Here is a 21,753-nt window from a genome sequence, read left to right on the forward strand (position 1 = left end):
ACATGACTAACAACAAAAGGGGAAAACGGATGAAAAAAGGTAAGGTCTATATTGTTGGTGCTGGACCAGGTGATCCGGACTTAATTACTGTCAAGGCAACCAAATGCCTCGCAGTAGCGGATATCATCTTGTATGATCGATTGGTTAATCGTGAATTGCTTTTATACGGTAAACCTGAAGCTGAATACATTTATTGCGGTAAAGCGCCTGGTAAACATTGTGTCTCTCAAGAGGACATTCATCAATTGTTAATTAGTAAATCAATAGAAGGAAAAACGATTGTTCGTCTAAAAGGGGGAGACCCTTTCATCTTTGGACGAGGCGGCGAGGAAGCAGAAGTGCTAGTTAAGCACGGAATTCAATTTGAAATAGTTCCTGGAATTACATCCGGAATCGCTGCACCAGCTTATGCTGGAATTCCAGTGACTCACAGGGAATGGGGGAGTTCCTTTGCAATTGTCACAGGACACAGCGTGACAGGCAAGCCTGATAACATCAACTGGCATCATTTGGCACATGGTGTTGATACCATTGCTATTTATATGGGTATTAAAAACCTTCCATATATCTGTAAACAATTATGCTCCTGCGGTAAGAAGCCTGAAACTGCTATTGCTGTCATCGAACAAGGAACGACAGGTTTTCAACGAACTTTTACAGGAACAATCGATACAATAGTGGCGATTGTTAAGAGAGAGCAGGTTGCCAATCCTGCCATGATTGTAATAGGAGAAGTTGTTAATTTATCCGCGAAATTAACATGGTTTTCAGAGAAGACAAAAAATAAGGAGTTCGCCTAGAAAAGGAATGATTAGTTAGATAACTTTTACTGTAAATAAAATGTAAAACTGGACATGAAAGTCATCATGTCCAGTTTTACAATGTTAACAGCTATTTTAAAAGTGCAGAGTGCAAAGTGAAATTGTGACCTGTTTATTCGAAGTCTGAAATATGGAAATTATAGTACTTGTTGAATCGGTTAATAATTCCGGTTGCTTGGCAAAAATCATTTACGTAAGCCAAAATGTGCATTTAATTGGCCCTGCAGCATTTTTTTGCGCATTTTTTCCTGTTCAATTTTCCTGTTTTCTTTTAATTTTTCCTGTCTAATTTCATTGGTTTGCACTCCATCCTCTATTTTATCGGCGATTTCCACCAATGCCTTGACGTCGGAAAAAGAGTATTTTCGGTTACCACCCTTAGACCTTTCGGGAAAAACGAGTTTTCTTTCTTCATAATACCGAATTTGTCTATCGGATAGTCCCGTTAATTCTCTGACCACTCCTATGGAAATTACTTTTCTGTCTATATAAGATTCTTTTTGCTGGACGATGAAAATCACCTCATTTTTGATTTATGCTAGATCAATAAGGATATTATATCCTAATTTTCTGAATATTTGTAATAAAAACTAACATTAAACATTAATTTTCAAAAAACATGTAAGATTATATAACACACTTGTTGTTATAAATAGTGACCTCACCTATAATCAAACACATAATCCTTTCAAAAAAATCTTATCGGAGGACAAAACATGGCTAAGCAGAAATTGGCGCTAATTGGGAATGGTATGGCTGGAGTAAGATGTATAGAAGAAATTTTGAAAATTCAACCAGAAAGGTTTGAGGTGACTGTCTTCGGAAGTGAGCCACATCCGAATTATGATCGAATCCAACTATCGAATGTATTGCAAGGGGCTACGACGATAGATGATATTACCATAAATGATTGGAACTGGTACAAAGAAAATAATATTACACTTTTTTCAGATGAAACGGTCACGAACATCGACACAGCAAAGCAAATCATATACTCAGACACAAGTCGAGAAGTCGAATACGATCAATTAATTTTAGCTACCGGATCCATTCCTTTCATTCTACCGATAAAGGGTGTTGATAAAAAAGGAGTGACAGCCTTTCGAAATATTGAAGATTGCGAAAAAATGATTGAATATTCGAAAAACAATAAAAAAGCTGCAGTCATTGGTGGAGGATTACTGGGTCTTGAAGCTGCCAGGGGTCTTTTGAATCTAGGTATGCAGGTAGATGTTATTCACCTTTCGGAATATTTGATGGATAGGCAGTTAGATCCAACAGCTGGAAAAATGCTGCAAAGGGAACTTGAAAGCCAGGGAATGAACTTTTATCTTGGGAAACAGACTCAGGAGGTTTTAGGTGAAATTGATGTTAAAGGATTACGCTTTAGTGATGGCGAGGAAATCAGCGCCGATTTAGTGGTCATGGCAGTTGGGATTAAACCCAATGTTCAAATGGCCCAAAATTGCGGCATCCCTGTCAATCGAGGAATTATCGTGGACGATTATATGGAGACTGGAATCCCGAATATTTATGCGGTTGGTGAATGTGCGGAACACCGTGAGATGGTTTACGGTTTGGTCGCTCCCCTTTATGAACAGGGCAAAGTATTAGCCAAAAGGATTTGCGGGCTAGAAGGGAAAGCTTACGAGGGTTCAGTGCTGTCTACTAAGTTAAAAGTATCTGGTGTTGATGTATTTTCGGCTGGGGAAATTTTCGAGGATGAACAAGCTAAATCAATCAAGGAATTTAATGAATGGAATGGTACTTACAAAAAAGTAATGATTCGAAATGGGAAAATTTCTGGTGCGGTATTATTCGGGGATACAAAGGAAAGCAATAACCTATTGAGCATGATCAATAAAAATGCCGACGTTTCCGATTATTTAAATGTTGGAACAAGTGAACCCAGTGTCAGTCTTGTCACTTCGATGTCACATGAAGAAATCGTCTGTGGTTGTAATGGTGTAACGAAGGGCGATATTGTGACGGCTATCGAATCTAAAGGGTTAACAAGTATTGAGGAAGTAAAAGGCTGCACAAATGCTTCGAGATCGTGCGGGGGATGCAAGCCATTAGTCGGTGATATTCTCGAGCTGACATTGGGCGATGATTTCAGTGAGTCAAACCAGAAGGAATCCATATGCACGTGCACCACTTTATCCAGGGATGAGGTTGTTGCTGAAATACGCGAAAAAAACCTGACCCATACTCGAGAAGTCATGAATGTTCTCGGCTGGAATACAAGTGATGGATGCTCGAAGTGTAAACCGGCACTGAACTATTACTTAGGCATGATTCATCCTGTTGAATATGAGGACGAAAAAGAATCCCGCTATGTCAATGAAAGACTACATGCAAATATTCAAAAGGATGGTACATTTTCCGTTGTGCCAAGAATGTATGGGGGCGTCACTAATCCCGATCAATTACGGAAAATAGCAAATGTTGCCGATAAGTATAATGTTAAGTTACTTAAGGTTACAGGCGGGCAAAGAATAGATATGTTCGGTGTTGAAAAAGAAGACCTTCCAGGTGTATGGGCCGACCTGGATATGCCTTCCGGATATGCTTATGGAAAAACCCTCCGAACTGTGAAAACATGTGTCGGTGAAAACTTTTGCCGCTTTGGCACCCAAGATTCAATTGGGCTGGGCATTGCCCTGGAGAAGAAATTTGAACGTGTAGGCACACCGCATAAGGTTAAGATGGCCGTGTCGGCATGTCCTCGTAATTGTGCTGAATCCGGTATCAAAGATCTTGGTGTTGTCGGTGTAGACGGTGCATGGGAAATTTATATTGGCGGCAACGGTGGAACCCATTTAAGAGCTGCTGAATTATTATGCAAAGTGAAAACAAGTGATGAGGTAATTGAAATTGCAGGTGCATACCTTCAACATTATCGGGAGACTGCCAATTATTTAGAAAGAACGTCTGTCTGGGTTGAGCGTGTAGGGTTCGATACCATTAAGACTATTATTGGCGATAAGCAAAAAAGGATTGAGCTTAATCAACGTTTAGATGAGGCCTTATCCGTATTGCAAGAACCTTGGAAAGAAATCATTGAGAGCAATGCGATCCAAACCGGTTTATTTCAAAAAGTGAAAATTCCAGCTATATCAAATAAATGAATATGGGGGAAGCCTACATGGGGAAAACTCTTCAAAAGATAAAAGTTTCAACAGTAGATGAGATGCCAAAAAACCTAGGGAAAACAGTAACCATAGGCTCTCATGAAATTGCTCTTTTTCATTTAGCAAATGGTGAATTCCGAGCTATTGAAAATCGTTGTCCACATAAAGGTGGAGTTCTGGTGGAAGGCATTGTGAGTGGTGATCACGTCTTTTGCCCGATGCATGACTGGAAAATCAGTGTCAAGAATGGAGAAGTCCAAAAACCTGATAATGGTTGTGTAAAGACATTCAATGTTGAAATAGAAGATGGTAATGTTTATATTGTTTTATAAAAATGTAGATAACCCGCGCTCTGGATAGTCTCTTATGGGACTATCCATTTTTTCTTTCAGGAGATATGAACTAAATTACCATGTCGAAATAATTGATAAATATTTCCAAAACAAATATAATTTTCAGTAAAGGAGTGCCTTTATAAAAACGACGCAAAGAATGTAAGCGACTTCAATGAAAAACAAATGAAAAAAGTTATGGGGGAAAGGTTGGCGTTCTTATGAACAAATTATCTGTTGGCGTTTTTACCTTTATGCTGTATTTTGTTCCTTTATCAAGTACTTCACCTGGAAAAGCAGAAGTAAAACCAGATTACAAGCTTTATGTAATGGCCCCATTGGGTGAAATAACAGATTGGGAGGCATTTGAAGCAGAGCTGACCCAGTTGAAGGAAAATGGAGTTTATGCAATTACGACAGATATCTGGTGGGGATTAGTCGAGAGTAAAAAAGATAATCAGTTTGATTGGACTTATTATAAAAAATATGGGGAAACAGTGAAAGCTTCCGGTTTAAAATGGGTGCCCATTTTGTCTACACATCAATGCGGCGGTAATGTGGGGGACGATTGTAACTACCCAATCCCGAGTTGGCTCTGGAATAAGGACACTCTAGATAACATGGCATTCAAGAGTGAAAGTGGTTTCTGGAATAAGGAAGTACTTGCTCCTTGGTGGGAAGGTACAGCTGATCAATACAACGAATTGTACAAATCATTTGCAAAGAACTTTGCTGATCAGAAGGATCTAATAGCTAAAATATATTTAAGTGCAGGACCCGCTGGGGAACTTAGATATCCCTCATACCAAAAAGCTGATGGCTGGGATTATCCTGAAAGGGGACAGCTTCAAGTTTACACAGAAGGAGCAAAACGGGATTTCAGGCTTACCATGAGAGAAAAATATTCAACGATAAAAAAATTAAATGCTGCTTGGGGCAAAACGTATAAAAACTGGAATGAGATACAGCCGCCAGGGAACGGGGATGAATTTTTCACCAGGGGCGGAGCAATCGATACACAATTTGGATACGACTTTATGCAGTGGTATCAAGGAGCACTCGAAAAGCATCTTGCAAAAATCTCCAAATTCGCCCATAAACATTTTGATGAAGTCTTTGGCGTGCCAATTGGAGCTAAGATCTCAGGAGTCCATTGGAAAATGAATGATCCAGTACTGCCGCATTCAGCAGAGTATAGTGCCGGCTACTATAACTACTCCAAATTATTGAATCAATTTAAGAAATCGAATATGGCCCTCACGTTCACCTGTTTGGAAATGGGAGATCAAGAAGCACATACTGCTCCATCCTATAGCGCTCCAAAAACGTTGGTGACCCATATTGCCTCTTTAACTAATGAAAAAGGAATTTCTTTAAACGGGGAAAACGCACTCCCGTTAATCAATAATGAAAGAGGCTTTGACAATATAGCAGAAATGGTTTTTAACCATGGTTTTGAGGGATTTACCTTGCTAAGGATGTCCTATTTATTCGACGATGAAGGAAATCCAACAAATGAGTTCAGGATGATGGCTGATAAATTGGAAGGTAAGTCGATTCCAGTTACATTCACAGTTGAAAATGTACCTTCCACAAAGGGAGTTTACTTAATTGGGGATAGAGGAGAAATCGGCAGATGGAATCCTGAAGATTACGAATATAAACTCACTCAAAGCACAGAAGGCAGCTGGAGTGGAACATTCCGTTTAGCCGCAAATCGATACTACGAATTCAAGTTCGTCCTGAAAGATGAAAATGGCAATATTACTTGGCAAGATGGTGAAAATAATAGTTATAAAACTCCTTTGAATGGAGAAGGAAACTATAAAACTTCATGGTAGTTGGATATATAGGGCAATGAGGGATTTATCGTTCAAATTTTAACCTCAAAAAAACATTCCAGGTGATTTCAGAAACCGGCTCCCTTTCCGCCGACTGTCTGCCAAGCCTCATCAAAGCAAGCGTCTGTGGTGTCTCGGCTAGCCAGTTATTCGGCAAGATTGTCGCAAATTTCTTCAATCTTTTGAGGTTTCATCCATATTAAGAAGTAAAAAACAAGAAGGATAATTAAGTTACCCTTTAGAATCATGGTTGTGAGAGCATTCCGAACTTCCTTTTGTCGACAAAAGGGTTTCTATCTGAATTTTTAAAACAACATAGTTGATTGGTGCGGTGGTTCGAGACTCCTGCGGAAAGTGAGTGCTGAAGGCAACATTCAAATTTTGCAGTATGACTAACTAAGTAGGACTTGTGGGAAGAATATAAGGAATGGAAAGTCATCACAAGTAAGGATCATATTACAAATCCTTAAGCCAATTTTCTGTAAATTTGTGTAATGACCGTAATATTACTTTAAGACTTAAAAAATCTGTACTTACATTAAATAAACAAGTGGACTATTTTTAAACTAAACAACAAGAAAGGGAGGAATTGAAATAAATGAAGACAATGATTACATGGACAGGGGAAATGGCCTTTTCTGGCACAACTCCGTCGGGACATGAAATAAAGATGGATGCTGCCGAAGATGCAGGAGGAAAAAATAGCGGAGCAAGACCCACTGAGTTACTTTTGCATTCTCTTGCCGGGTGCACAGGCATTGATATTGTAATGATTTTAAATAAGATGCGATTTGAAACAAAGGCCTTTCAAATAGAAATAGAAGGGGCACGATCAGAAAATCACCCTAAGCGGTTTACCGACTTTCAAATCCACTATTTATTGGAGGGCGATCTGCCTGAAGATAAAGTGGTCCGTGCGATTCAATTATCCAAAAATACGTACTGTTCAGTATATCACTCATTAAATGCCAACATTAAAATCAGCTATTCGATAAATGGCGTTAAAGGAAAACAAGGCTTATAATGTTTTAGTTAAGGGACTATCATTTAACAGAAAGTTGTATTACATCCATATAAGAAAAACAGCCTTCATTTTCTAAGCAAATGGAGGCTGTTTTCGGCAGAAATGAACATCCTTGTTTCATGGATAATCATTTATAAACCCCAGAAAATAATTCTTAATCCAAGCCGTATTCTTAAGAAAAAATCATCCTACAATTTGCTTTCCAGGTAACGGAACTCCATTTTCCGGAAGGAAAGGGATTATTTAGTCAGCAAGTAATCAAACTGTAATCGTTTGTCATTGGAATGCCCTTGATGTTAGGAGTGTATCCATATAAACTTTAGATACAATTGAGGAGTGGTTAAGTTGAAAGAGATAACAATTGACAAATTGATTTTTAAAGATCATTTATCGATGATTGAACAATATTCATTGAAAGATTTCATGTTTAAGTGGCTCGGCAGCCCTGAAGAAGGATTGGATGATCTTCTTCCTCTTACATACACAGATCAAGTTTTTGCAAAAATGGAAACTACATTGGAGACAAAAATAAAGATCAACGAAGAAGAAACCTTCAGATATGTCACCATTACGGAAGATAATCAAATTGTAATAGGGGGCTTAGACACTAATCAGGAGTTAAAGTTTAGAATTGTTTCCCTGGAGGAGCGTTTGAAAAGCTACTAAAACTTTAGACTTAGCATTTTCAGACAGATAAATCATTAAGGCCGTTCCTTTTTATTTAAGGAATGGCCTTTTTATTTTTTCATCACGTTAAAAGCAGCTTCAAAACCAATTAGGTTCATAACTGATTTCTTTAAATGCAATATTTTGGATTAATTTAACAAAAGATAAACGATTATTAATTTGTCTTAGTGTATTATAAAGTAATGAAGTCGATTAAAACACTTGGGGGGAATTGAGATGAGCGAGACGTTGGCAAGTTCGATAAAAACGCTTTTGAAAGAAACGTTTGAAGGACCGGAAAATGATGGGAGCTATTATACTAATTCAAGACCGAATACAGGGATTTTTGGGACACTTGATGGTTTAACCGCAGAAGACGCTTCACGTTCCATAAATGGATCAACCATTGCTGCTCACTCAGACCACATTCGGTATTATTTATGGGTAATCCGAACAATGATCAGTGGTGCAGACTTTGAAAAAGATTGGGACGCAAGCTGGACCATTGCTACTGTTGATGAGGTGAAATGGGGGGAAATCAGGGAGGGATTACATAATGAATATGTAACTCTTTTCGAAGAAATTGATACAATCGATTTAGGAAAATGGCTGACAAATGTAAATGCGACCATTGCCCACTCGGCTTATCATCTTGGAGCGTTACGGCAAATGTTAAAAAGCCTTGAAATTTCAAAAATAGTTTAACATATTGAGGATATTACGCGGGCGGCCTGCCCGCGTCCCTCTTTGCGCCTTAGATTCCCCCTTGGACACGCTTTTCTAAGCAGGAGTCTCGAACACCGCTCCAATCAACTGGAATGTTATTTAAATAAAAAAACTGCAGGAGTACTTGATTATCCTTCATGTATTTTTACTGTTTTATATGATGAAAAATCTCTGGAATGAAGAATTTTGCGACACTCCAGCCGAATAAATGTCCAGCCCAGACTCCACAGTTACTTGCAGTGAGGAGACTTGGCAGCCTAACGGCGGAAAGGGAGCGGATTTCTCAAAACAAGCTGGAACTTTTTTATTGTTTGTAAAATTTGATCGGTGATTTCCATATTACTTACGTCGTCCGAATCTAACGCCGTTATTCTTTGCCGCTTTAATTCTTCAGCCTGTCGTTTGCTTATTTTTTTACGTTCTTGCTCAGCCACATATTAAAGCAGAGTTAAACTTGGTCCTCCAATAATTTTTCAGTATCACCCATACCTCTGGATTTCCTACTATCAAAAAGTGTCTCTTTTTCAAGTACCACAATATCTGCGTTCAAATCTCTAGTAATGTACTTCCATACTCGAATGATACCATCATAATCTATACCCAATCTGTCTAGTGAATTTAGAAATAACAAATCGCCTTCGCGAATGATTAAGAGTATCCCCTGATATTGAGGCCGGTTAATAAGCTGCCGTTCTGGATTTTGATTTTTTGCCGAAACACGAGCATATTTAATTTCAAAAATGGCAACTAACAATATTGGCTATTTAAGTTTATAAAGAAATGTACTTTTACTAATGGGGCAGCTTAGTTGTAAAAGGATTTAATAAGTTCGAAGCTTAATCTATTGGCTGTGTTAAATAATATTGTTGTTTTTTAGTCAAATAAATGAGACTTTCTCTTATCAGGGGTCTCATAATCATTTTACTTTTTAAAATTACTCGTACTCACAAAGCTTTGGAACTACAAAATCGGGAAAAGTCTTGATTATTTTTTCATATGTTGAGAAATTCGATTGATTTGAGATAACCGAAATGTAATCTCCATCATAGCCAATCCAAAAAATACTTGTATCGACTTCTACTTTAACCACTACTGTTCCCGCAATTTTCCCTTCCCAATTTCCTTTCCATTCTCTTTGTTCTACACTAAATACATCTTTGTTTGTGGACCATAAAACTAAATCATTCCCACTACCAAGAGTAATATAGAAAGGGAAAATCTCCTGAAACTGCTTTTCATTCTGGATTTCAGTAACAGCGTATCGGTTAGTTAAGTATCTATAACTGATATTGAATTCCTGCTACACCATAAAATCGTTGTATCCAACCTTTCAAACGACTGTGATAATTATTAACATTTTGGATATGATAAATCCCACTTACACGTTCTGCACCGCCTGATTTAAAACGGTAGTGTTCCAACCCTTTGTTTCTTGCATAGGTAGAAAATGCCATCCAAGCATCGGTGCAAAGTGTATTGTCCGACGACAATTTATTGCCGATAGCATTTTCTAATTGAGTTTTGACGATTCTTCCTCTACCAAGAACACCTGAATAGGTAGATTTTTATCAACAGATTTATTAAACATAACCAATCTATTAAACAAATAATTAAAGAAGGAACCTATATACTTGATGATAGGAGAATAAAACAAATACGCTCCTGTCAATAATAAAATTGACAGGACACCAATTAGTGTCATATAATAAAAGACACCAATCGGTGTCCAATTAAAGGGGGGGTGATTATGAACGAGAAAAGTCAAGATCGTGATATTTATGTAGCCATCGCTGACCCAACAAGACGTAAATTGATAAGTTTGTTGGCGGACGTGGAAGAATTGCCACTCAATGAGTTAACCGTTCATTTTGAAATGGGCCGTACTGCGGTTTCAAAGCATTTGGCAATCCTTAAAGAGACTGGTCTCGTAATAAGCAGAAAGGTCGGCAGGGAAACGCGTTATCGGCTTAATGCTGCTCCGTTGAGAGAAATTGAGGAGTGGGTATCGTTTTACAGGAGATTCTGGAGTGAAAGAATCTTACTTTTAAACCAAATATTACAGGAGGAACCAAAAATGAATTTAACAGTATCAAAAGAATTTAATTTTAAGAGCCCGATTGAGAAGGTATGGCTAGCCTTAACGGATGCAAATACTCTTACGAAGTGGGTAATGGCTAATGATATTAAACCTGTCGTTGGACATAAATTTCAGTTTCGGAATGAACAGTGGAATTTAATAATTGATTCCGAAGTTCTTGAAGTGGAGGAGCCTTATAAGTTATCTTACACTTGGGTAGGTGGTGGGATAAATACTACAGTCACATGGACATTAAAGCACGAGGATGGAACAACTTACTTACATCTTGATCAAACAGGATTCGAAAAAGAAGATCAAGCGTTCAATGGTGCGAAATATGGTTGGGCGAAAATGGGCGAAGATCTTAAAAAAGTGTTAGGGGAAATGTAAGACCAAACTTTTGAACCTGTTTTTTAGTATTTAGGTAACGTATAGGAAAAAGCAAACTGCTCGGAAAGAGGAGTGTTCCGTGATGACAAATAGTAAAATGAATCCTAAGGTTGATGAATTTTTAGGTAAAGCTAAAAAGTGGCAGGAAGAATATGAGACGTTGAGAAATATCGTTCTTGACTGTGACCTGACCGAAGAATTTAAATGGATGCATCCCTGTTACACGTTTGAGAAAAAAAACATAGTTTTAATCCATGGATTTAAAGAATATTGTGCGCTTCTATTTCACAAAGGTGCCTTGTTACAGGATGCCCATGGGATTCTAATCCAACAAACGGAGAATGTACAGGGGGCGCGCCAGATTCGGTTCACCAATGTTCAAGAAATAGTTGCAACGGAAACCATTCTGAAAGCCTATATCCATGAAGCCATTGAAGTTGAAAAAGCCGGTTTGGAAGTGAATTTTAAAAATAATACAGAATTCATAGTTCCAGAAGAACTTCAAAATAAATTCGATGAAATCCCAGCTTTGAAAAATGCTTTTGAAGCATTGACCCCGGGACGGCAAAGAGCATACATTCTTCATTTTTCTCAACCCAAACAATCAAAAACTCGAGAGTCAAGAGTTGAAAAATGTATGCAGAAAATTCTCGATGGAAAGGGATTAAAAGAATAGTATATCGTTGAGAAAATAAATTAATCAAATTTAAGATATTACCTCACTTTGCGTTCATCCGACCCCTTTTTTGGATCGCAGTAATCACTCAAGCAAATAATCTAAAATGGACACCATAGTGATCCGGAGAGTATAAGAAAACTACCGTGTAATAGGCTTACGCATTCCACCTAAGAAAAGAAAGAAACACAAAAAAAGTGTACCCTTCGGCTTTTGCTGAAAGGTACGCTTTTTTGAACTAACGGGTGTTTATAAGGTTTAAGTAATGACCTTTCAACAAAACCGCCTAATAAAAATATTGTGTTAATCCATTATAGGGCGCTTTTACGGAGTAACAAAAAAGCCCAATTTCTCCATTTTAATACTGAGAAATCGGACATTTCATTCTGGAATTTCGATTTAGGAAAATGGCTGAAAAATGCAAATGCCACCATTGCCTACTTGACTTATCATCTTCAAGCTTTACGGCAAATGGAAAAAGCCGATTTCTGAAATCAACTGGCTCCTTTTTAGGTAAACTGGATCTTTTTCTAATTTCATAAAAATAAGAAGTCTATTCCTACCTCAACACCCGGAAAAGGTTGCTGGGTTTATATTTATCTCGTTTGATAGAATCACATACCTTATTGTAGGTTATTGTTAGATTGTGTCGGATTATACTAAGAATTTAAAGGGTTCAAGTCCTAATTGGAGAAGTATATTATCATGATGTTTTTAGCCGAGGAATACTGACTGCAAGGATTTTGACGTAGAAGGAGGGCTCTTAATTAAAAAGCAACTGTTTAAACTAAGTATATTTTGCTTTATAATCTTTGTTCAAACGTTTTGGACTCCCACTGTTTTTGCTGAACAAAAAACATTTATAATTGCTGGGGAAAGTGCTCTTCCTCCATTTTCATTTGAAAATGAAGCTGGTGAACTGACAGGCATCAATATTGATTTAATGGAGGAAATAGCAAAATATAATGGCGTAGATTTCAAATATATTCCGATGAGGATGGAAGAAGCCGAAAAAGCTTTAAGTAATGGAACAATTGATGCTATTGTTGGAAGTACCTATAATACCGAAAAAGATCACCAACTTGATTTCACTCAATCCTATTTTACAATGTCCCAATCAATAATCATTCCTAGTAAAAGGAAACAGGATATTCATACGTTAACGGATTTACGTGATTCACATGTTGTCCTTGACCAAAACACTCCTGTAATCAGTACATTTCTCAATATGAGGAATACAAATTTAACGACCGTTTCGAATCAATACTCGGGTATTTTAACATTATTGAACAACCGTGCAGATGTATTCATCGGAAACAAATGGACTGCAGATTTCTATTTGAAAAAGTTCCGCCAAGAAAAGAATTACATCATTCTTGATGAAGTCATTGAACCAGCGGATTATACGATTGCAGTGAAAAAAGGGGATCAATCGCTTCTTTTCATGATGGATAATACACTCACAGAACTTAAAGCCAACCGAAATATCAATGGGATAATCGATAAATGGGTCATGCCACAATCCAATCAAAAAATTGCCAGGCTGGAGCAATTCATATTTTGGTTGATCACAACCCTAACTGCCGTAGCCTTTGTCCTTCTAATCATTTACATATGGAATCAAAAGTTAAAAAAATCCGTTCATAACCAGACGTTGAAATTACATTTATTAAATAAGGATTTAGAGAAACAACGGCAAAACATTGCTAATGCTGAAGCATTCAAAGATCAAATCTTAAACAATATCAATAATGGAATCATAACATTCGATCTCGATTTCATGATTACCAGCTGCAATGCAAAGGCATCAGACATTCTTAACATTTCCAAGGAAATGATTCTGAATTTTATGAATCATTCACAATTAATGAGGAATTTGGGAGCTTTACATCAAGAACAAAATGAGAATAATCGTACGGGTTCTTTTCGGATCTTGGTATTTGATGAGGAAAATGAACAGAAGATGATTTCATATTCGATGCATAAGATGTTCAATTCTGAAGATATACAAACCGGATACTTACTTTCCATGAATGATGAGACAGAAAAGAAAACATTGGAGAAGAAATTGGTCACACAAGAAAAGCTGCACGCTCTTGGTCAACTAGTTGCAGGTGTCGCACATGAAATAAGGAATCCTTTGACATCGATTAAAACATTCATTGATTTACTTCCGAGTAAATATGATAATCCTCAATTCCGACAAGTTCTAATGGAGCACTTGCCTACTGAAGTTAACCGTTTGAATGCGATTGTTACCGATTTAATTGAGTATGCACGTCCGCGTCCGCCAAATATTACAAATTGCCACGCTCATGAACTTATTTCATTACTTGCTTTTCATAAGGTGACAATGGAAAAAAAACAAATAAATTTCGAGCAGACGATTGAGGAGGACCTTATTTTTTATATAGATTTACAACAAATTCAACAAGTACTTCTTAACTTGGTGTTGAATTCGATTCATGCCGTTGAAGAAACAAAGGAAAAGACCATTAAAATCACCATTGATAAAGAGAACGAAAAGACAGGGCGGATTACCATATCCGATACGGGAAAAGGGATGAAACAGGAGGAAATGAACCATATTTTCGAGCCTTTTTTCACAAATAAAGAAAAGGGCGTCGGTTTGGGACTAACGTTATCGTATAGGTTAATTAAAGAAAATAACGGAGATATCCATGTGAAAAGTTATCCTAATTCAGGTACGAAATTCACCATTTCACTACCTTTATATATCGAATAGAAGCCTGGAAAGAGGAGGAGTAATATGAAAATGCATGTATTGGTGATTGATGATGAACCTGCTATTTGCACCGCTCTTAGCTTTGCATTGGAAGATTCTTATAAGGTCGTGACAACTACTGACCCGGATGAGGGGCTTCGGAAGATCGACAATCAGCCTTTTGATATTGTGTTACTTGATTTGAGAATAGGAAATAAAAGTGGACTTGATGTCCTGCAGAAAATCAAACAAATAGCACCTAACGTAACAGTCATCATGATGACTGCCTATTCATCCATTGAAACTTCTATCGAGGCCATAAAAAAGGGGGCCTACTACTATATTGAAAAGCCAATTAATATAGAAGAACTTTCTTTGCTCTTGATGAGGGCAGCCGAATTCAAACAGATGTCCAATCAATTGGAGACATTACATGAAGAATTGGAGATTCAAAAGGGATTTGGTAACTTCCTTGGTAACAGCAAGGCGATGCAGCGTATTTTCTCAATGATCGAAAGAGTGAAAGATATTGACTCCAGTGTTCTTATCACGGGTGAAAGTGGTACTGGAAAGGAGCTTGTAGCCCGAAACATCCATACGCTAGGAAGAAGGAAAAACAATCCAATGCAGATTGTCAATTGTGCAGCTATTCCTGAGATGCTACTGGAATCTGAATTGTTCGGTTATGAGAGAGGTGCATTTTCCGGTGCAACTCAGAGGAAGGAAGGGAAATTCGTTGCTGCTAATGGAGGCATCCTTTTTCTGGATGAAATCAGTGAAATGCCCCTTCCTCTTCAAGCAAAATTATTACGAGTATTACAGGAACGGGAAGTGACGCCTCTGGGGTCCAATGCAAAAATCTCATTGGATGTCCGTATTATAAGTGCAGCCAATAAAAACTTGGAACAAATGGTGATGGAAGGGGAATTTAGGGAGGATTTGTATTTCAGGCTAAATGTCATTCCCATATCGATGCCGCCTCTAAGAGATAGAAAAGAAGATTTACCGATCCTTATGGATTATTTTATAAAAAAGCATGCTAAGGATATGAATCGTGAAGATAAGACGTTCTCGGCAGCCGCACGTCGGATTTTACTTGATTATCATTACCCTGGGAATGTCCGTGAGCTTGGTAACATCATAGAATATGCTGTCGCCCTATCAAACTCGAAAAAAATGGAGGATACCGACTTGCCGCAATATGTTCAAGAACAGAAGTTCATTCTCCAGCCGGATGGAAATGACGACGATTTTAATAGTTTCAAAATCCCTATTGGCATATCCATGAAAGAGATAGAAGAAAAAGTCATAACGGCCACTCTTCAATACTGTAAAAACCATCGGCAAAAAACAGCTCAAATCCTAAAAATTTCTGAAAGAAGCCTTCGTGATAAAATCAAGCTCATTTCAAAAGGAGAATAAAAGGCTCCTCGTGTTAATCGGCATTTTTTTCTGGATAACCGGCAAAATTTGCCGATTTATACTTGTATATCATGCAATAAATCGGCAAGATTTGCGTTTTAAAGCAGAAAATCGACTTGGCATGGTATTTGCATCTAAATACAATAAGAAAGGAGGGCCACAATGAAGAATGGAGCACTCTTTATAAAAGTCGCTTTGTTATTTTGTTTCATGACAGGATGTTCTTTTATGAATGAGCAGCAGGAAATATCTAAACCTGCTTCTACCTTGATTCAGAGTCAACTAACTTCTGAAGGACAGGACTTAAATAATAGGATGCTAATCATTGGAACTGGAGATATGACTGGAGTTTATTTTTCATTAGGACAAAGATTATCAAATATGTATGAAAAATATAATGGAACTGTGTCAGGTACCCAGGTAACCCATGCTTCCATCGAAAATACTGAATTGGTTAGCCGCCATCGTGCAGAAATTGGTTTTACCACAGTGGATGTACTGGATTTGCCTGAAACGGATAAATCCAAGTTAAGAGCTTTAACGGCCCTATATTCCAATTATGTACAAATAGTTACTACTAAACAAAATGATATTGATTCCTTAGAAGATTTAGTTGGTAAACGCATTAGTGTGGGAACGGCAGGAAGCGGTACAAGGCTTATTGCAGAGCGGATACTGCTAGAATCTGATTTACCGACTGATCAATTGAATTTATCCTATCTTTCTTTTTCTCAATCTGCAGAAGCATTACGAAATGGTACCATTGATGCAGCTTTCTTTTCTTCGGGAATTCCGAATAATGAAATCGCTTTCATATCCAAGCAGACCGAACTATCTTTTATTCCAATCCCGGGAGACATCATTGAACGTCTTCAAAAACAATATGGAGTTTATACTCATGATGAAATTCCCAGAGATACATACGGGGGAATGAAAAAAAATGTCCAAACGATTTCAATTAAAAATGTCCTGGTAACCTACAAGGAAATGTCTGACCCTCATGCATACAGTCTTGTGAAAACATTATATGAACATCTGCCTGAACTACAGCATGCACATCCAGCTGCTTCTGATATTTCAATAAATGAAGCAACTAAACAAGTTCCACTTGATTTTCATCCAGGGGCGATGAATTATTTTAACGAACAAGGAATTATTGGAGATCAATGAAAAACGGGAGGTAATGACTATGAAAAAACTACTGAGTCTTTTATCAATAATAGTATTGATCGCTCTTACGGGATGTGGTAATCCAACTCCGCAAAAACCGGGGGAATCCGTCCAAACGAGCGCAGGTGAAAAAGGAGAGAAAAAAATAACGATTGCCGGTAATGGCGGTGTCATTGAAAGTGCCATCAGAGATGTGATCGCACCAAAGTTCAAAGAAGAAACGGGAATCACTGTCAATTATATTTCCGGTTTATCAGGTGAAATCCTATCCAAAGTGGAATTACAGAAGAATGCTCCGCAAATAGATGTTGCCCTTTTTGTACCGGTTGATGTAATTCGCGCTAAGGAGAAGGAACTGATCGTACCAATTGATGAGTCCAATGTTCCCAATATGAAATCGGTGGATCCACGTTTCATTCCGGTTGAAAAGGCTGCCGCGCCAGCATTCGGTTTAGTCATTGCACCAGCTTATAATACGGAAACCTTTAAAAAGAAAGGGTTAAAATCAATTGAATCATGGAATGATCTTGTATCACCTGATTACGCGGGCAAAACGGCTTTTTCAGATATTACGAATGACTGGGGTTTCAATACCCTTAATGGTCTGGCGATTTCAAATGGCGGCAGTACGGAAGACATGGAACCAGGTCTTGAAAAAGCAAAAGATCTTGCAGCTTATTCCAATACCTTTTATAAAAACTCAACGCAAATGATGCCAGCTGTCCAACAAGGAGCTGCTGACGTAACGGTCATGGGAAGTTATTCCATAGGTGAACTAGCCGTTTCAGGTATTCCCATTAAGATGGCCGTACCTAAAGAAGGTGTACCGCTTCAAGCTTTTAGTGCTGGTCTCGTGAAAAATACGCCTAATAGCAAAGAAGCCCTTGAATTCATCAACTATGTAATCAGTGAAGAAGCGCAAGCATTAATTTCCGAAAAAGGATTTTATCCGACGGTAGAAGGAATGAAAATTCCAGAGAAATATGAAGAGTCAATCGGCCTTAAAGCAAGTGATAAAACATTCAAACCTGATTTCGCCAAGTTTGCCGAAATCCGCGCCGAGGTGTCAGACAGATGGGCGAAAGAGGTTACTCCTGAATTAGGGAAAAAACTCAAATGAAAAGGAGCGTGTTGATCATATGGAAGTATTAAAAAAAGATGTGGAAATGAATAGTCAACACCTGGAGGCAGTTCAGGGGTTTGGGTCAAACAAAAATGATGTAGAGATAAAAGGCGCGTTTAAACAATTTGGAGCGAATGTGGTCCTGAATGGCATTGATCTGGAGGTGAAACAAGGAGAGTTACTTACTCTTCTTGGGCCTTCAGGGTGCGGAAAGTCCACAACCTTGAACTTAATTGCAGGGTTCCTCGATGCAGATCGGGGTGAGGTCCATATTAAAGGCCATAATGTGACGAAGGTCCCGCCTTATAAGCGAGATTTAGGAATGGTTTTTCAAACTTATTCGCTTTTTCCTCATATGACAGTCTATGAAAATCTCAGTTTTGGCTTGAAACTTCGAAAAGTTAGTAAAGCTGAGCAAAAAAAGAAGATAAGTAAAGCGCTTGAATTAGTGAAAATGTCAGGATTGGAGAATCGATATCCAAGGGAATTATCAGGAGGTCAGCGTCAGCGTGTTGCGATTTCCAGAGCACTTGTAGTTGAACCAGAGCTCCTTTTGCTTGACGAACCGCTTTCAAACCTTGATGCAAAGTTGCGCCATGAACTCAGGGCTGAGATAAAGCGCTTACAAAAGGAGATTGGCGTAACGACCATTTTTGTGACCCATGATCAAGAAGAAGCTCTTTCCATGTCTGATCGAGTCGTGGTCATGAATGCAGGGAAAATTGAACAAATCAGTACTCCGACAGAGATTTACAATCATCCCAAGACTGAATTCGTGTTTCAATTCATCGGGAAATCGAATTGTTTTGAAGGGAATGTGTTTGCTGTGGATAAGCGGAAAGTTTCAGTCAAGATAGGGCCTGATATCACTCATGTCGATGCAAACAACATCATGGGAAATGATAGTGATTTGAAAACCGGTGATGAGGTGAAGCTTTATATTAGACCAGAAAAACTGCAAATTGTTTCTCTTGATGAAAAATCTACCTCTCTACTGGATTTCCAACATGCTAAGATCAGCCAAATTAACTATCTTGGTACCTCTTGGGAAATCAATGTTCTATTACATGGGAAAAGTATTCAAGTATTGACTTCCGCTTTCGATTCATCATGGCAAAATGGAAGTGAGGTGTTGATTGGATGGAGCCCATCAGAAGTTATGCTAGTCAAGAAATAGAACAGGAAACGAATCCTATTGAACCGCAAAAGGAACCTAAAATCAAGAAAAGGAAAGTCTGGGTGCCGGGATTACTCCTATTAACGCCGATTCTGCTTTTCATATTTGGTTTCTTTGTCATACCGATGTTATACATTTTATATTTAAGCTTCATATCAACAGATAATCTTGGAGGAGCTGAAGCAGTTTATAGCCTTAAAAACTATACACAATTATTTACCGATAGCTATTACTTATCTTCTTTATGGCTGACAGTGAAAATCAGTTTATATTCGGTCTTGGTTGCTTTATTTCTTGGATATCCGGTAGCTTTGACGATGGCCAAAAGTTCAGCGCGGATCAGAGGGTATATCACTCTCTTGATCGTGTCACCGCTCTTGGTAAGTATAGTTGTCCGTAATTTTGGCTGGTACCTTTTGCTATTGCCTAACGGAACGATTAATCAAACCTTGATGGCACTTGGCATAATAGATGCACCATTGAAACTATTGTTTTCGGAAATCGGAGTTGTGATTGGGCTATCCAATGCATATCTTCCTTTCATGATCTTATCCATCGTTGCCAGTTTATATAATATTGATCCTTCTCTGGACAAGGCAGGAGCAATACTTGGGGCAAGCCCATTCAGAAGGTTCTTTTCGATTACATTGCCGTTAAGTATCCCTGGTATCGTATCTGGCTGCATTCTCGTATTCAGTTTATCAATGAGTGCTTATGTTACGCCTGCACTAATGGGGGGAGCCAATGTGCCCGTGATGCCTGTTGTCATCTATGATCAAATAAATAACTTGCTGCATTGGACATTCGGATCTGCTCTTTCTTATATTCTATTAGCAACCACTGTCATATCAGTGGCCGTCTTTACCAGAGTGTTTGAAAAAGGGAAATTCAAGGAGGTATTCCGATGATGAAAACGTTTGGCGGCCTTCGGATTGCCGTAGCCGTGTTGGCAATTATCTATATCTTGATACCGCTCATTGTCGTTATTCCCGCTTCTTTTACAAGTGCCAATTATCCAAGTTTTCCGGCTGAAGGCTTCTCACTGCAATGGTATGCCAAGATCTTGGAGCGTCCTGAATTTTTGGAAGCCTTTTTGAACAGTGCGAAGTTCGCAGCATTGGCTGCCCTTTTCTCCGTCATATTCGGAACTTTGGGTGCCCTTGGCATCGCAAAGTATGATATACCTGGAAAATCGTATATTACGGCCCTTTTAACTTCTCCATTAAGTGTGCCGCAATTAGTATTGGGGATTGCACTTTTAATGTACTTTACACCAATGATGCTTGCCGGTACGTCTACAGGATTTTTAATTGCCCATATCGTCATTTGTATACCATATGTTATGCGGCTCGTATTAACAGGTTTAAGTGGATTTGATTATAATCTCGAACGGGCCGCAGCCATACTTGGAGCGAATCCACTAACAGTATTCATGAAAGTGACACTGCCACTAATTGGATCCGCGGCCATCTCAGGGGGACTATTCGCATTTTTGACATCATTTGATAATGTAACGGTCTCTCTCTTTATGGTATCACCGGAAATGAGAACGCTGCCGATCGAAATATTCTCGCAAATGCAGGATGCCTACAATCCAATCGTTGCATCCGTGTCAAGCGTGGTTATTTTCATATCAGTCCTTCTAATCGTCATACTTGAAAAAATTCAAGGTGTCGGAAAAGTTTTTGGTGGTTCCCATCATACTAACGGTTAAAAACGAGATGAATGATGTGATAAACGATCATGCATGCTAAGTTCTGATATTACGAAGAAAACTCATCCAAACGTTCCATTCAAATGAGCCAAACACCTTTTAGCGGCCAAGAGTGGAGCCGTTAGGACAGGGACAGAGGGATTAACCTGCTTTGCGATATGTTCCATACTATATTGTGAAAGCAAAATCACTTCTGTCTTTCCATCCAATTGTTCCACCATCTTTTTAACCCGATCGTCATGTTCCTTTCTTTTTCCTTGTGATAATAAATGGATGATCCCGGGATCCACCAATGACTCGATCATACAGTCCGGATTCTTATTTAATAAGTAATTTTGAAGGGCGATCGGCGTTTCTTTTACGGTTGAAACCAAGCCGATGCTAGCATAGCAAAGCGCTTCATCAAGCATGGCCTCATCTGAACGAAATAACTTTACAGGGTATAAAGGTTGTAAAATGGAAGTGATGTCATTAAAAGCAGAGCAAGTAAGCTGGATGCATGAAACGTCGGAATCATAGGCTAAATTCACTAATGCAGAAAAGCGGCGAATGATTTCCGGAGTCAACTTGCCGCTCTTTTCCATCAAGGCAAGAAGACCTGTGTCCATGAAATGAAGGAGTTCAATGTTTGGGGCAACAGTCTGAAAGGCCACTTCAATTGGTTGTAGTGCAGTTGTGGTTGCGTGAATCAGTGCGATTTTCAAAAAAAAACCTCCTTTTTCTTTCATCATTATA

The 21,753-nt window shown here is 38.5% G+C and carries 19 protein-coding genes and 3 pseudogenes; 17 read left to right on the forward strand and 5 right to left on the reverse strand.

Annotated features, from left to right (window positions below):
* The first annotated feature begins 29 nt into the window (after nucleotides 1-29).
* On the forward strand, nucleotides 30-800 hold the full coding sequence (gene cobA / locus ACFX4I_RS19660) for a uroporphyrinogen-III C-methyltransferase (RefSeq protein WP_377422505.1): 771 nt from the start codon (nucleotides 30-32) through the stop codon (nucleotides 798-800).
* Nucleotides 801-1,006: 206 nt separating this feature from the next.
* Here cobA and ACFX4I_RS19665 read toward each other — a convergent pair whose 3' ends face one another.
* The gene (locus ACFX4I_RS19665) at nucleotides 1,007-1,342 is read right to left on the reverse strand and encodes a MerR family transcriptional regulator (RefSeq protein WP_290369663.1); all 336 of its coding nucleotides are present in this window, start codon (nucleotides 1,340-1,342) and stop codon (nucleotides 1,007-1,009) included.
* Between the two features lie 195 nt (nucleotides 1,343-1,537).
* Here ACFX4I_RS19665 and nirB point away from each other — a divergent pair, with 195 nt between their 5' ends.
* The 3 genes from nirB (at nucleotide 1,538) to ACFX4I_RS19680 (ending at nucleotide 6,128) form a co-directional block, all read left to right on the forward strand.
* On the forward strand, nucleotides 1,538-3,952 hold the full coding sequence (gene nirB / locus ACFX4I_RS19670; protein ID WP_377422507.1) for a nitrite reductase large subunit NirB: 2,415 nt from the start codon (nucleotides 1,538-1,540) through the stop codon (nucleotides 3,950-3,952).
* A 17-nt stretch (nucleotides 3,953-3,969) separates the two neighbouring features.
* Nucleotides 3,970-4,287 (forward strand): nitrite reductase small subunit NirD, encoded by a 318-nt coding sequence (gene nirD, locus ACFX4I_RS19675; RefSeq protein WP_230301087.1) that lies wholly within the window; start codon nucleotides 3,970-3,972, stop codon nucleotides 4,285-4,287.
* Between the two features lie 221 nt (nucleotides 4,288-4,508).
* Nucleotides 4,509-6,128: a family 14 glycosylhydrolase gene (locus tag ACFX4I_RS19680; RefSeq protein ID WP_377422509.1), complete on the forward strand. Its 1,620-nt coding sequence runs from the start codon at nucleotides 4,509-4,511 to the stop codon at nucleotides 6,126-6,128.
* 25 nt (nucleotides 6,129-6,153) lie between these two features.
* Here ACFX4I_RS19680 and ACFX4I_RS19685 read toward each other — a convergent pair whose 3' ends face one another.
* The gene (locus tag ACFX4I_RS19685; RefSeq protein ID WP_377422511.1) at nucleotides 6,154-6,306 is read right to left on the reverse strand and encodes a hypothetical protein; all 153 of its coding nucleotides are present in this window, start codon (nucleotides 6,304-6,306) and stop codon (nucleotides 6,154-6,156) included.
* 420 nt (nucleotides 6,307-6,726) lie between these two features.
* Between ACFX4I_RS19685 and ACFX4I_RS19690 the strand changes: the two genes are divergently transcribed.
* The 3 genes from ACFX4I_RS19690 to ACFX4I_RS19700 all read left to right on the forward strand — a co-directional run bounded on the left by ACFX4I_RS19690 (nucleotide 6,727) and on the right by ACFX4I_RS19700 (nucleotide 8,523).
* Nucleotides 6,727-7,152 (forward strand): OsmC family protein, encoded by a 426-nt coding sequence (locus ACFX4I_RS19690; protein WP_230301089.1) that lies wholly within the window; start codon nucleotides 6,727-6,729, stop codon nucleotides 7,150-7,152.
* A gap of 345 nt (nucleotides 7,153-7,497) precedes the next feature.
* Nucleotides 7,498-7,818 carry a hypothetical protein gene (locus ACFX4I_RS19695; protein WP_283933011.1) on the forward strand — a complete coding sequence of 107 codons (321 nt, stop codon included), beginning with the start codon at nucleotides 7,498-7,500 and terminating at the stop codon, nucleotides 7,816-7,818.
* A 237-nt stretch (nucleotides 7,819-8,055) separates the two neighbouring features.
* Nucleotides 8,056-8,523, forward strand: a complete 468-nt coding sequence (locus ACFX4I_RS19700) for a hypothetical protein (RefSeq protein ID WP_377422513.1) — start codon at nucleotides 8,056-8,058, stop codon at nucleotides 8,521-8,523.
* A gap of 363 nt (nucleotides 8,524-8,886) precedes the next feature.
* Here ACFX4I_RS19700 and ACFX4I_RS19705 read toward each other — a convergent pair.
* Nucleotides 8,887-9,286 (reverse strand): annotated as a pseudogene (locus tag ACFX4I_RS19705) (recombinase family protein); the annotation flags it as partial.
* 556 nt (nucleotides 9,287-9,842) lie between these two features.
* Nucleotides 9,843-10,109 (reverse strand): annotated as a pseudogene (locus ACFX4I_RS19710) (IS1595 family transposase); the annotation flags it as partial.
* A 182-nt stretch (nucleotides 10,110-10,291) separates the two neighbouring features.
* Between ACFX4I_RS19710 and ACFX4I_RS19715 the strand changes: the two are divergent.
* The 10 genes and pseudogenes from ACFX4I_RS19715 to ACFX4I_RS19760 form a co-directional block, all read left to right on the forward strand.
* Nucleotides 10,292-10,525, forward strand: a pseudogene (locus ACFX4I_RS19715) (ArsR/SmtB family transcription factor); the annotation flags it as partial.
* A gap of 93 nt (nucleotides 10,526-10,618) precedes the next feature.
* Nucleotides 10,619-11,011 carry an SRPBCC family protein gene (locus tag ACFX4I_RS19720; RefSeq protein WP_377422559.1) on the forward strand — a complete coding sequence of 131 codons (393 nt, stop codon included), beginning with the start codon at nucleotides 10,619-10,621 and terminating at the stop codon, nucleotides 11,009-11,011.
* Nucleotides 11,012-11,093: 82 nt separating this feature from the next.
* Nucleotides 11,094-11,687: a YdeI/OmpD-associated family protein gene (locus ACFX4I_RS19725; RefSeq protein ID WP_230301092.1), complete on the forward strand. Its 594-nt coding sequence runs from the start codon at nucleotides 11,094-11,096 to the stop codon at nucleotides 11,685-11,687.
* Between the two features lie 865 nt (nucleotides 11,688-12,552).
* The gene (locus tag ACFX4I_RS19730; protein ID WP_377422561.1) at nucleotides 12,553-14,433 is read left to right on the forward strand and encodes a transporter substrate-binding domain-containing protein; all 1,881 of its coding nucleotides are present in this window, start codon (nucleotides 12,553-12,555) and stop codon (nucleotides 14,431-14,433) included.
* 24 nt (nucleotides 14,434-14,457) lie between these two features.
* Nucleotides 14,458-15,834: a sigma-54-dependent transcriptional regulator gene (locus ACFX4I_RS19735; RefSeq protein ID WP_230301093.1), complete on the forward strand. Its 1,377-nt coding sequence runs from the start codon at nucleotides 14,458-14,460 to the stop codon at nucleotides 15,832-15,834.
* Between the two features lie 162 nt (nucleotides 15,835-15,996).
* The gene (locus tag ACFX4I_RS19740) at nucleotides 15,997-17,004 is read left to right on the forward strand and encodes a TAXI family TRAP transporter solute-binding subunit (protein ID WP_230301094.1); all 1,008 of its coding nucleotides are present in this window, start codon (nucleotides 15,997-15,999) and stop codon (nucleotides 17,002-17,004) included.
* 19 nt (nucleotides 17,005-17,023) lie between these two features.
* Nucleotides 17,024-18,124 (forward strand): ABC transporter substrate-binding protein, encoded by a 1,101-nt coding sequence (locus tag ACFX4I_RS19745; protein ID WP_377422516.1) that lies wholly within the window; start codon nucleotides 17,024-17,026, stop codon nucleotides 18,122-18,124.
* Between the two features lie 46 nt (nucleotides 18,125-18,170).
* Entirely contained in the window at nucleotides 18,171-19,304 is a 1,134-nt protein-coding gene (locus ACFX4I_RS19750) for an ABC transporter ATP-binding protein (RefSeq protein WP_377422563.1), read from the forward strand.
* The gene (locus ACFX4I_RS19755) at nucleotides 19,268-20,212 is read left to right on the forward strand and encodes an ABC transporter permease (protein WP_230301096.1); all 945 of its coding nucleotides are present in this window, start codon (nucleotides 19,268-19,270) and stop codon (nucleotides 20,210-20,212) included. The genes ACFX4I_RS19750 and ACFX4I_RS19755 overlap by 37 nt, the downstream gene beginning before the upstream one ends.
* Entirely contained in the window at nucleotides 20,212-21,018 is an 807-nt protein-coding gene (locus ACFX4I_RS19760; protein WP_094246734.1) for an ABC transporter permease, read from the forward strand. The genes ACFX4I_RS19755 and ACFX4I_RS19760 overlap by 1 nt, the downstream gene beginning before the upstream one ends.
* A 62-nt stretch (nucleotides 21,019-21,080) precedes the next feature.
* Here ACFX4I_RS19760 and ACFX4I_RS19765 read toward each other — a convergent pair whose 3' ends face one another.
* A complete protein-coding gene (locus ACFX4I_RS19765; RefSeq protein ID WP_377422518.1) occupies nucleotides 21,081-21,722 on the reverse strand; it encodes a hypothetical protein in 642 nt (213 codons plus the stop codon).
* Nucleotides 21,723-21,753 lie beyond the last annotated feature (31 nt).

Origin of the sequence: Peribacillus sp. YIM B13472, from assembly GCF_042788005.1 — a bacterium.
Taxonomy (GTDB): domain Bacteria; phylum Bacillota; class Bacilli; order Bacillales; family DSM-1321; genus Peribacillus; species Peribacillus simplex_E.

Bases quoted from the DNA above. Each gene is read 5' to 3' on its own strand.
- ACFX4I_RS19745 (WP_377422516.1), top strand. From the start codon at position 17,024: ATGAAAAAACTACTGAGTCTTTTATCAATAATAGTATTGATCGCTCTT.
- ACFX4I_RS19680 (WP_377422509.1), top strand. From the start codon at position 4,509: ATGAACAAATTATCTGTTGGCGTTTTTACCTTTATGCTGTATTTTGTT.
- nirB (WP_377422507.1), top strand. From the start codon at position 1,538: ATGGCTAAGCAGAAATTGGCGCTAATTGGGAATGGTATGGCTGGAGTA.
- ACFX4I_RS19690 (WP_230301089.1), top strand. From the start codon at position 6,727: ATGAAGACAATGATTACATGGACAGGGGAAATGGCCTTTTCTGGCACA.
- cobA (WP_377422505.1), top strand. From the start codon at position 30: ATGAAAAAAGGTAAGGTCTATATTGTTGGTGCTGGACCAGGTGATCCG.
- ACFX4I_RS19725 (WP_230301092.1), top strand. From the start codon at position 11,094: ATGACAAATAGTAAAATGAATCCTAAGGTTGATGAATTTTTAGGTAAA.
- ACFX4I_RS19755 (WP_230301096.1), top strand. From the start codon at position 19,268: ATGGAGCCCATCAGAAGTTATGCTAGTCAAGAAATAGAACAGGAAACG.
- ACFX4I_RS19760 (WP_094246734.1), top strand. From the start codon at position 20,212: ATGAAAACGTTTGGCGGCCTTCGGATTGCCGTAGCCGTGTTGGCAATT.
- ACFX4I_RS19735 (WP_230301093.1), top strand. From the start codon at position 14,458: ATGAAAATGCATGTATTGGTGATTGATGATGAACCTGCTATTTGCACC.
- ACFX4I_RS19720 (WP_377422559.1), top strand. From the start codon at position 10,619: ATGAATTTAACAGTATCAAAAGAATTTAATTTTAAGAGCCCGATTGAG.
- nirD (WP_230301087.1), top strand. From the start codon at position 3,970: ATGGGGAAAACTCTTCAAAAGATAAAAGTTTCAACAGTAGATGAGATG.
- ACFX4I_RS19740 (WP_230301094.1), top strand. From the start codon at position 15,997: ATGAAGAATGGAGCACTCTTTATAAAAGTCGCTTTGTTATTTTGTTTC.
- ACFX4I_RS19700 (WP_377422513.1), top strand. From the start codon at position 8,056: ATGAGCGAGACGTTGGCAAGTTCGATAAAAACGCTTTTGAAAGAAACG.
- ACFX4I_RS19750 (WP_377422563.1), top strand. From the start codon at position 18,171: ATGAATAGTCAACACCTGGAGGCAGTTCAGGGGTTTGGGTCAAACAAA.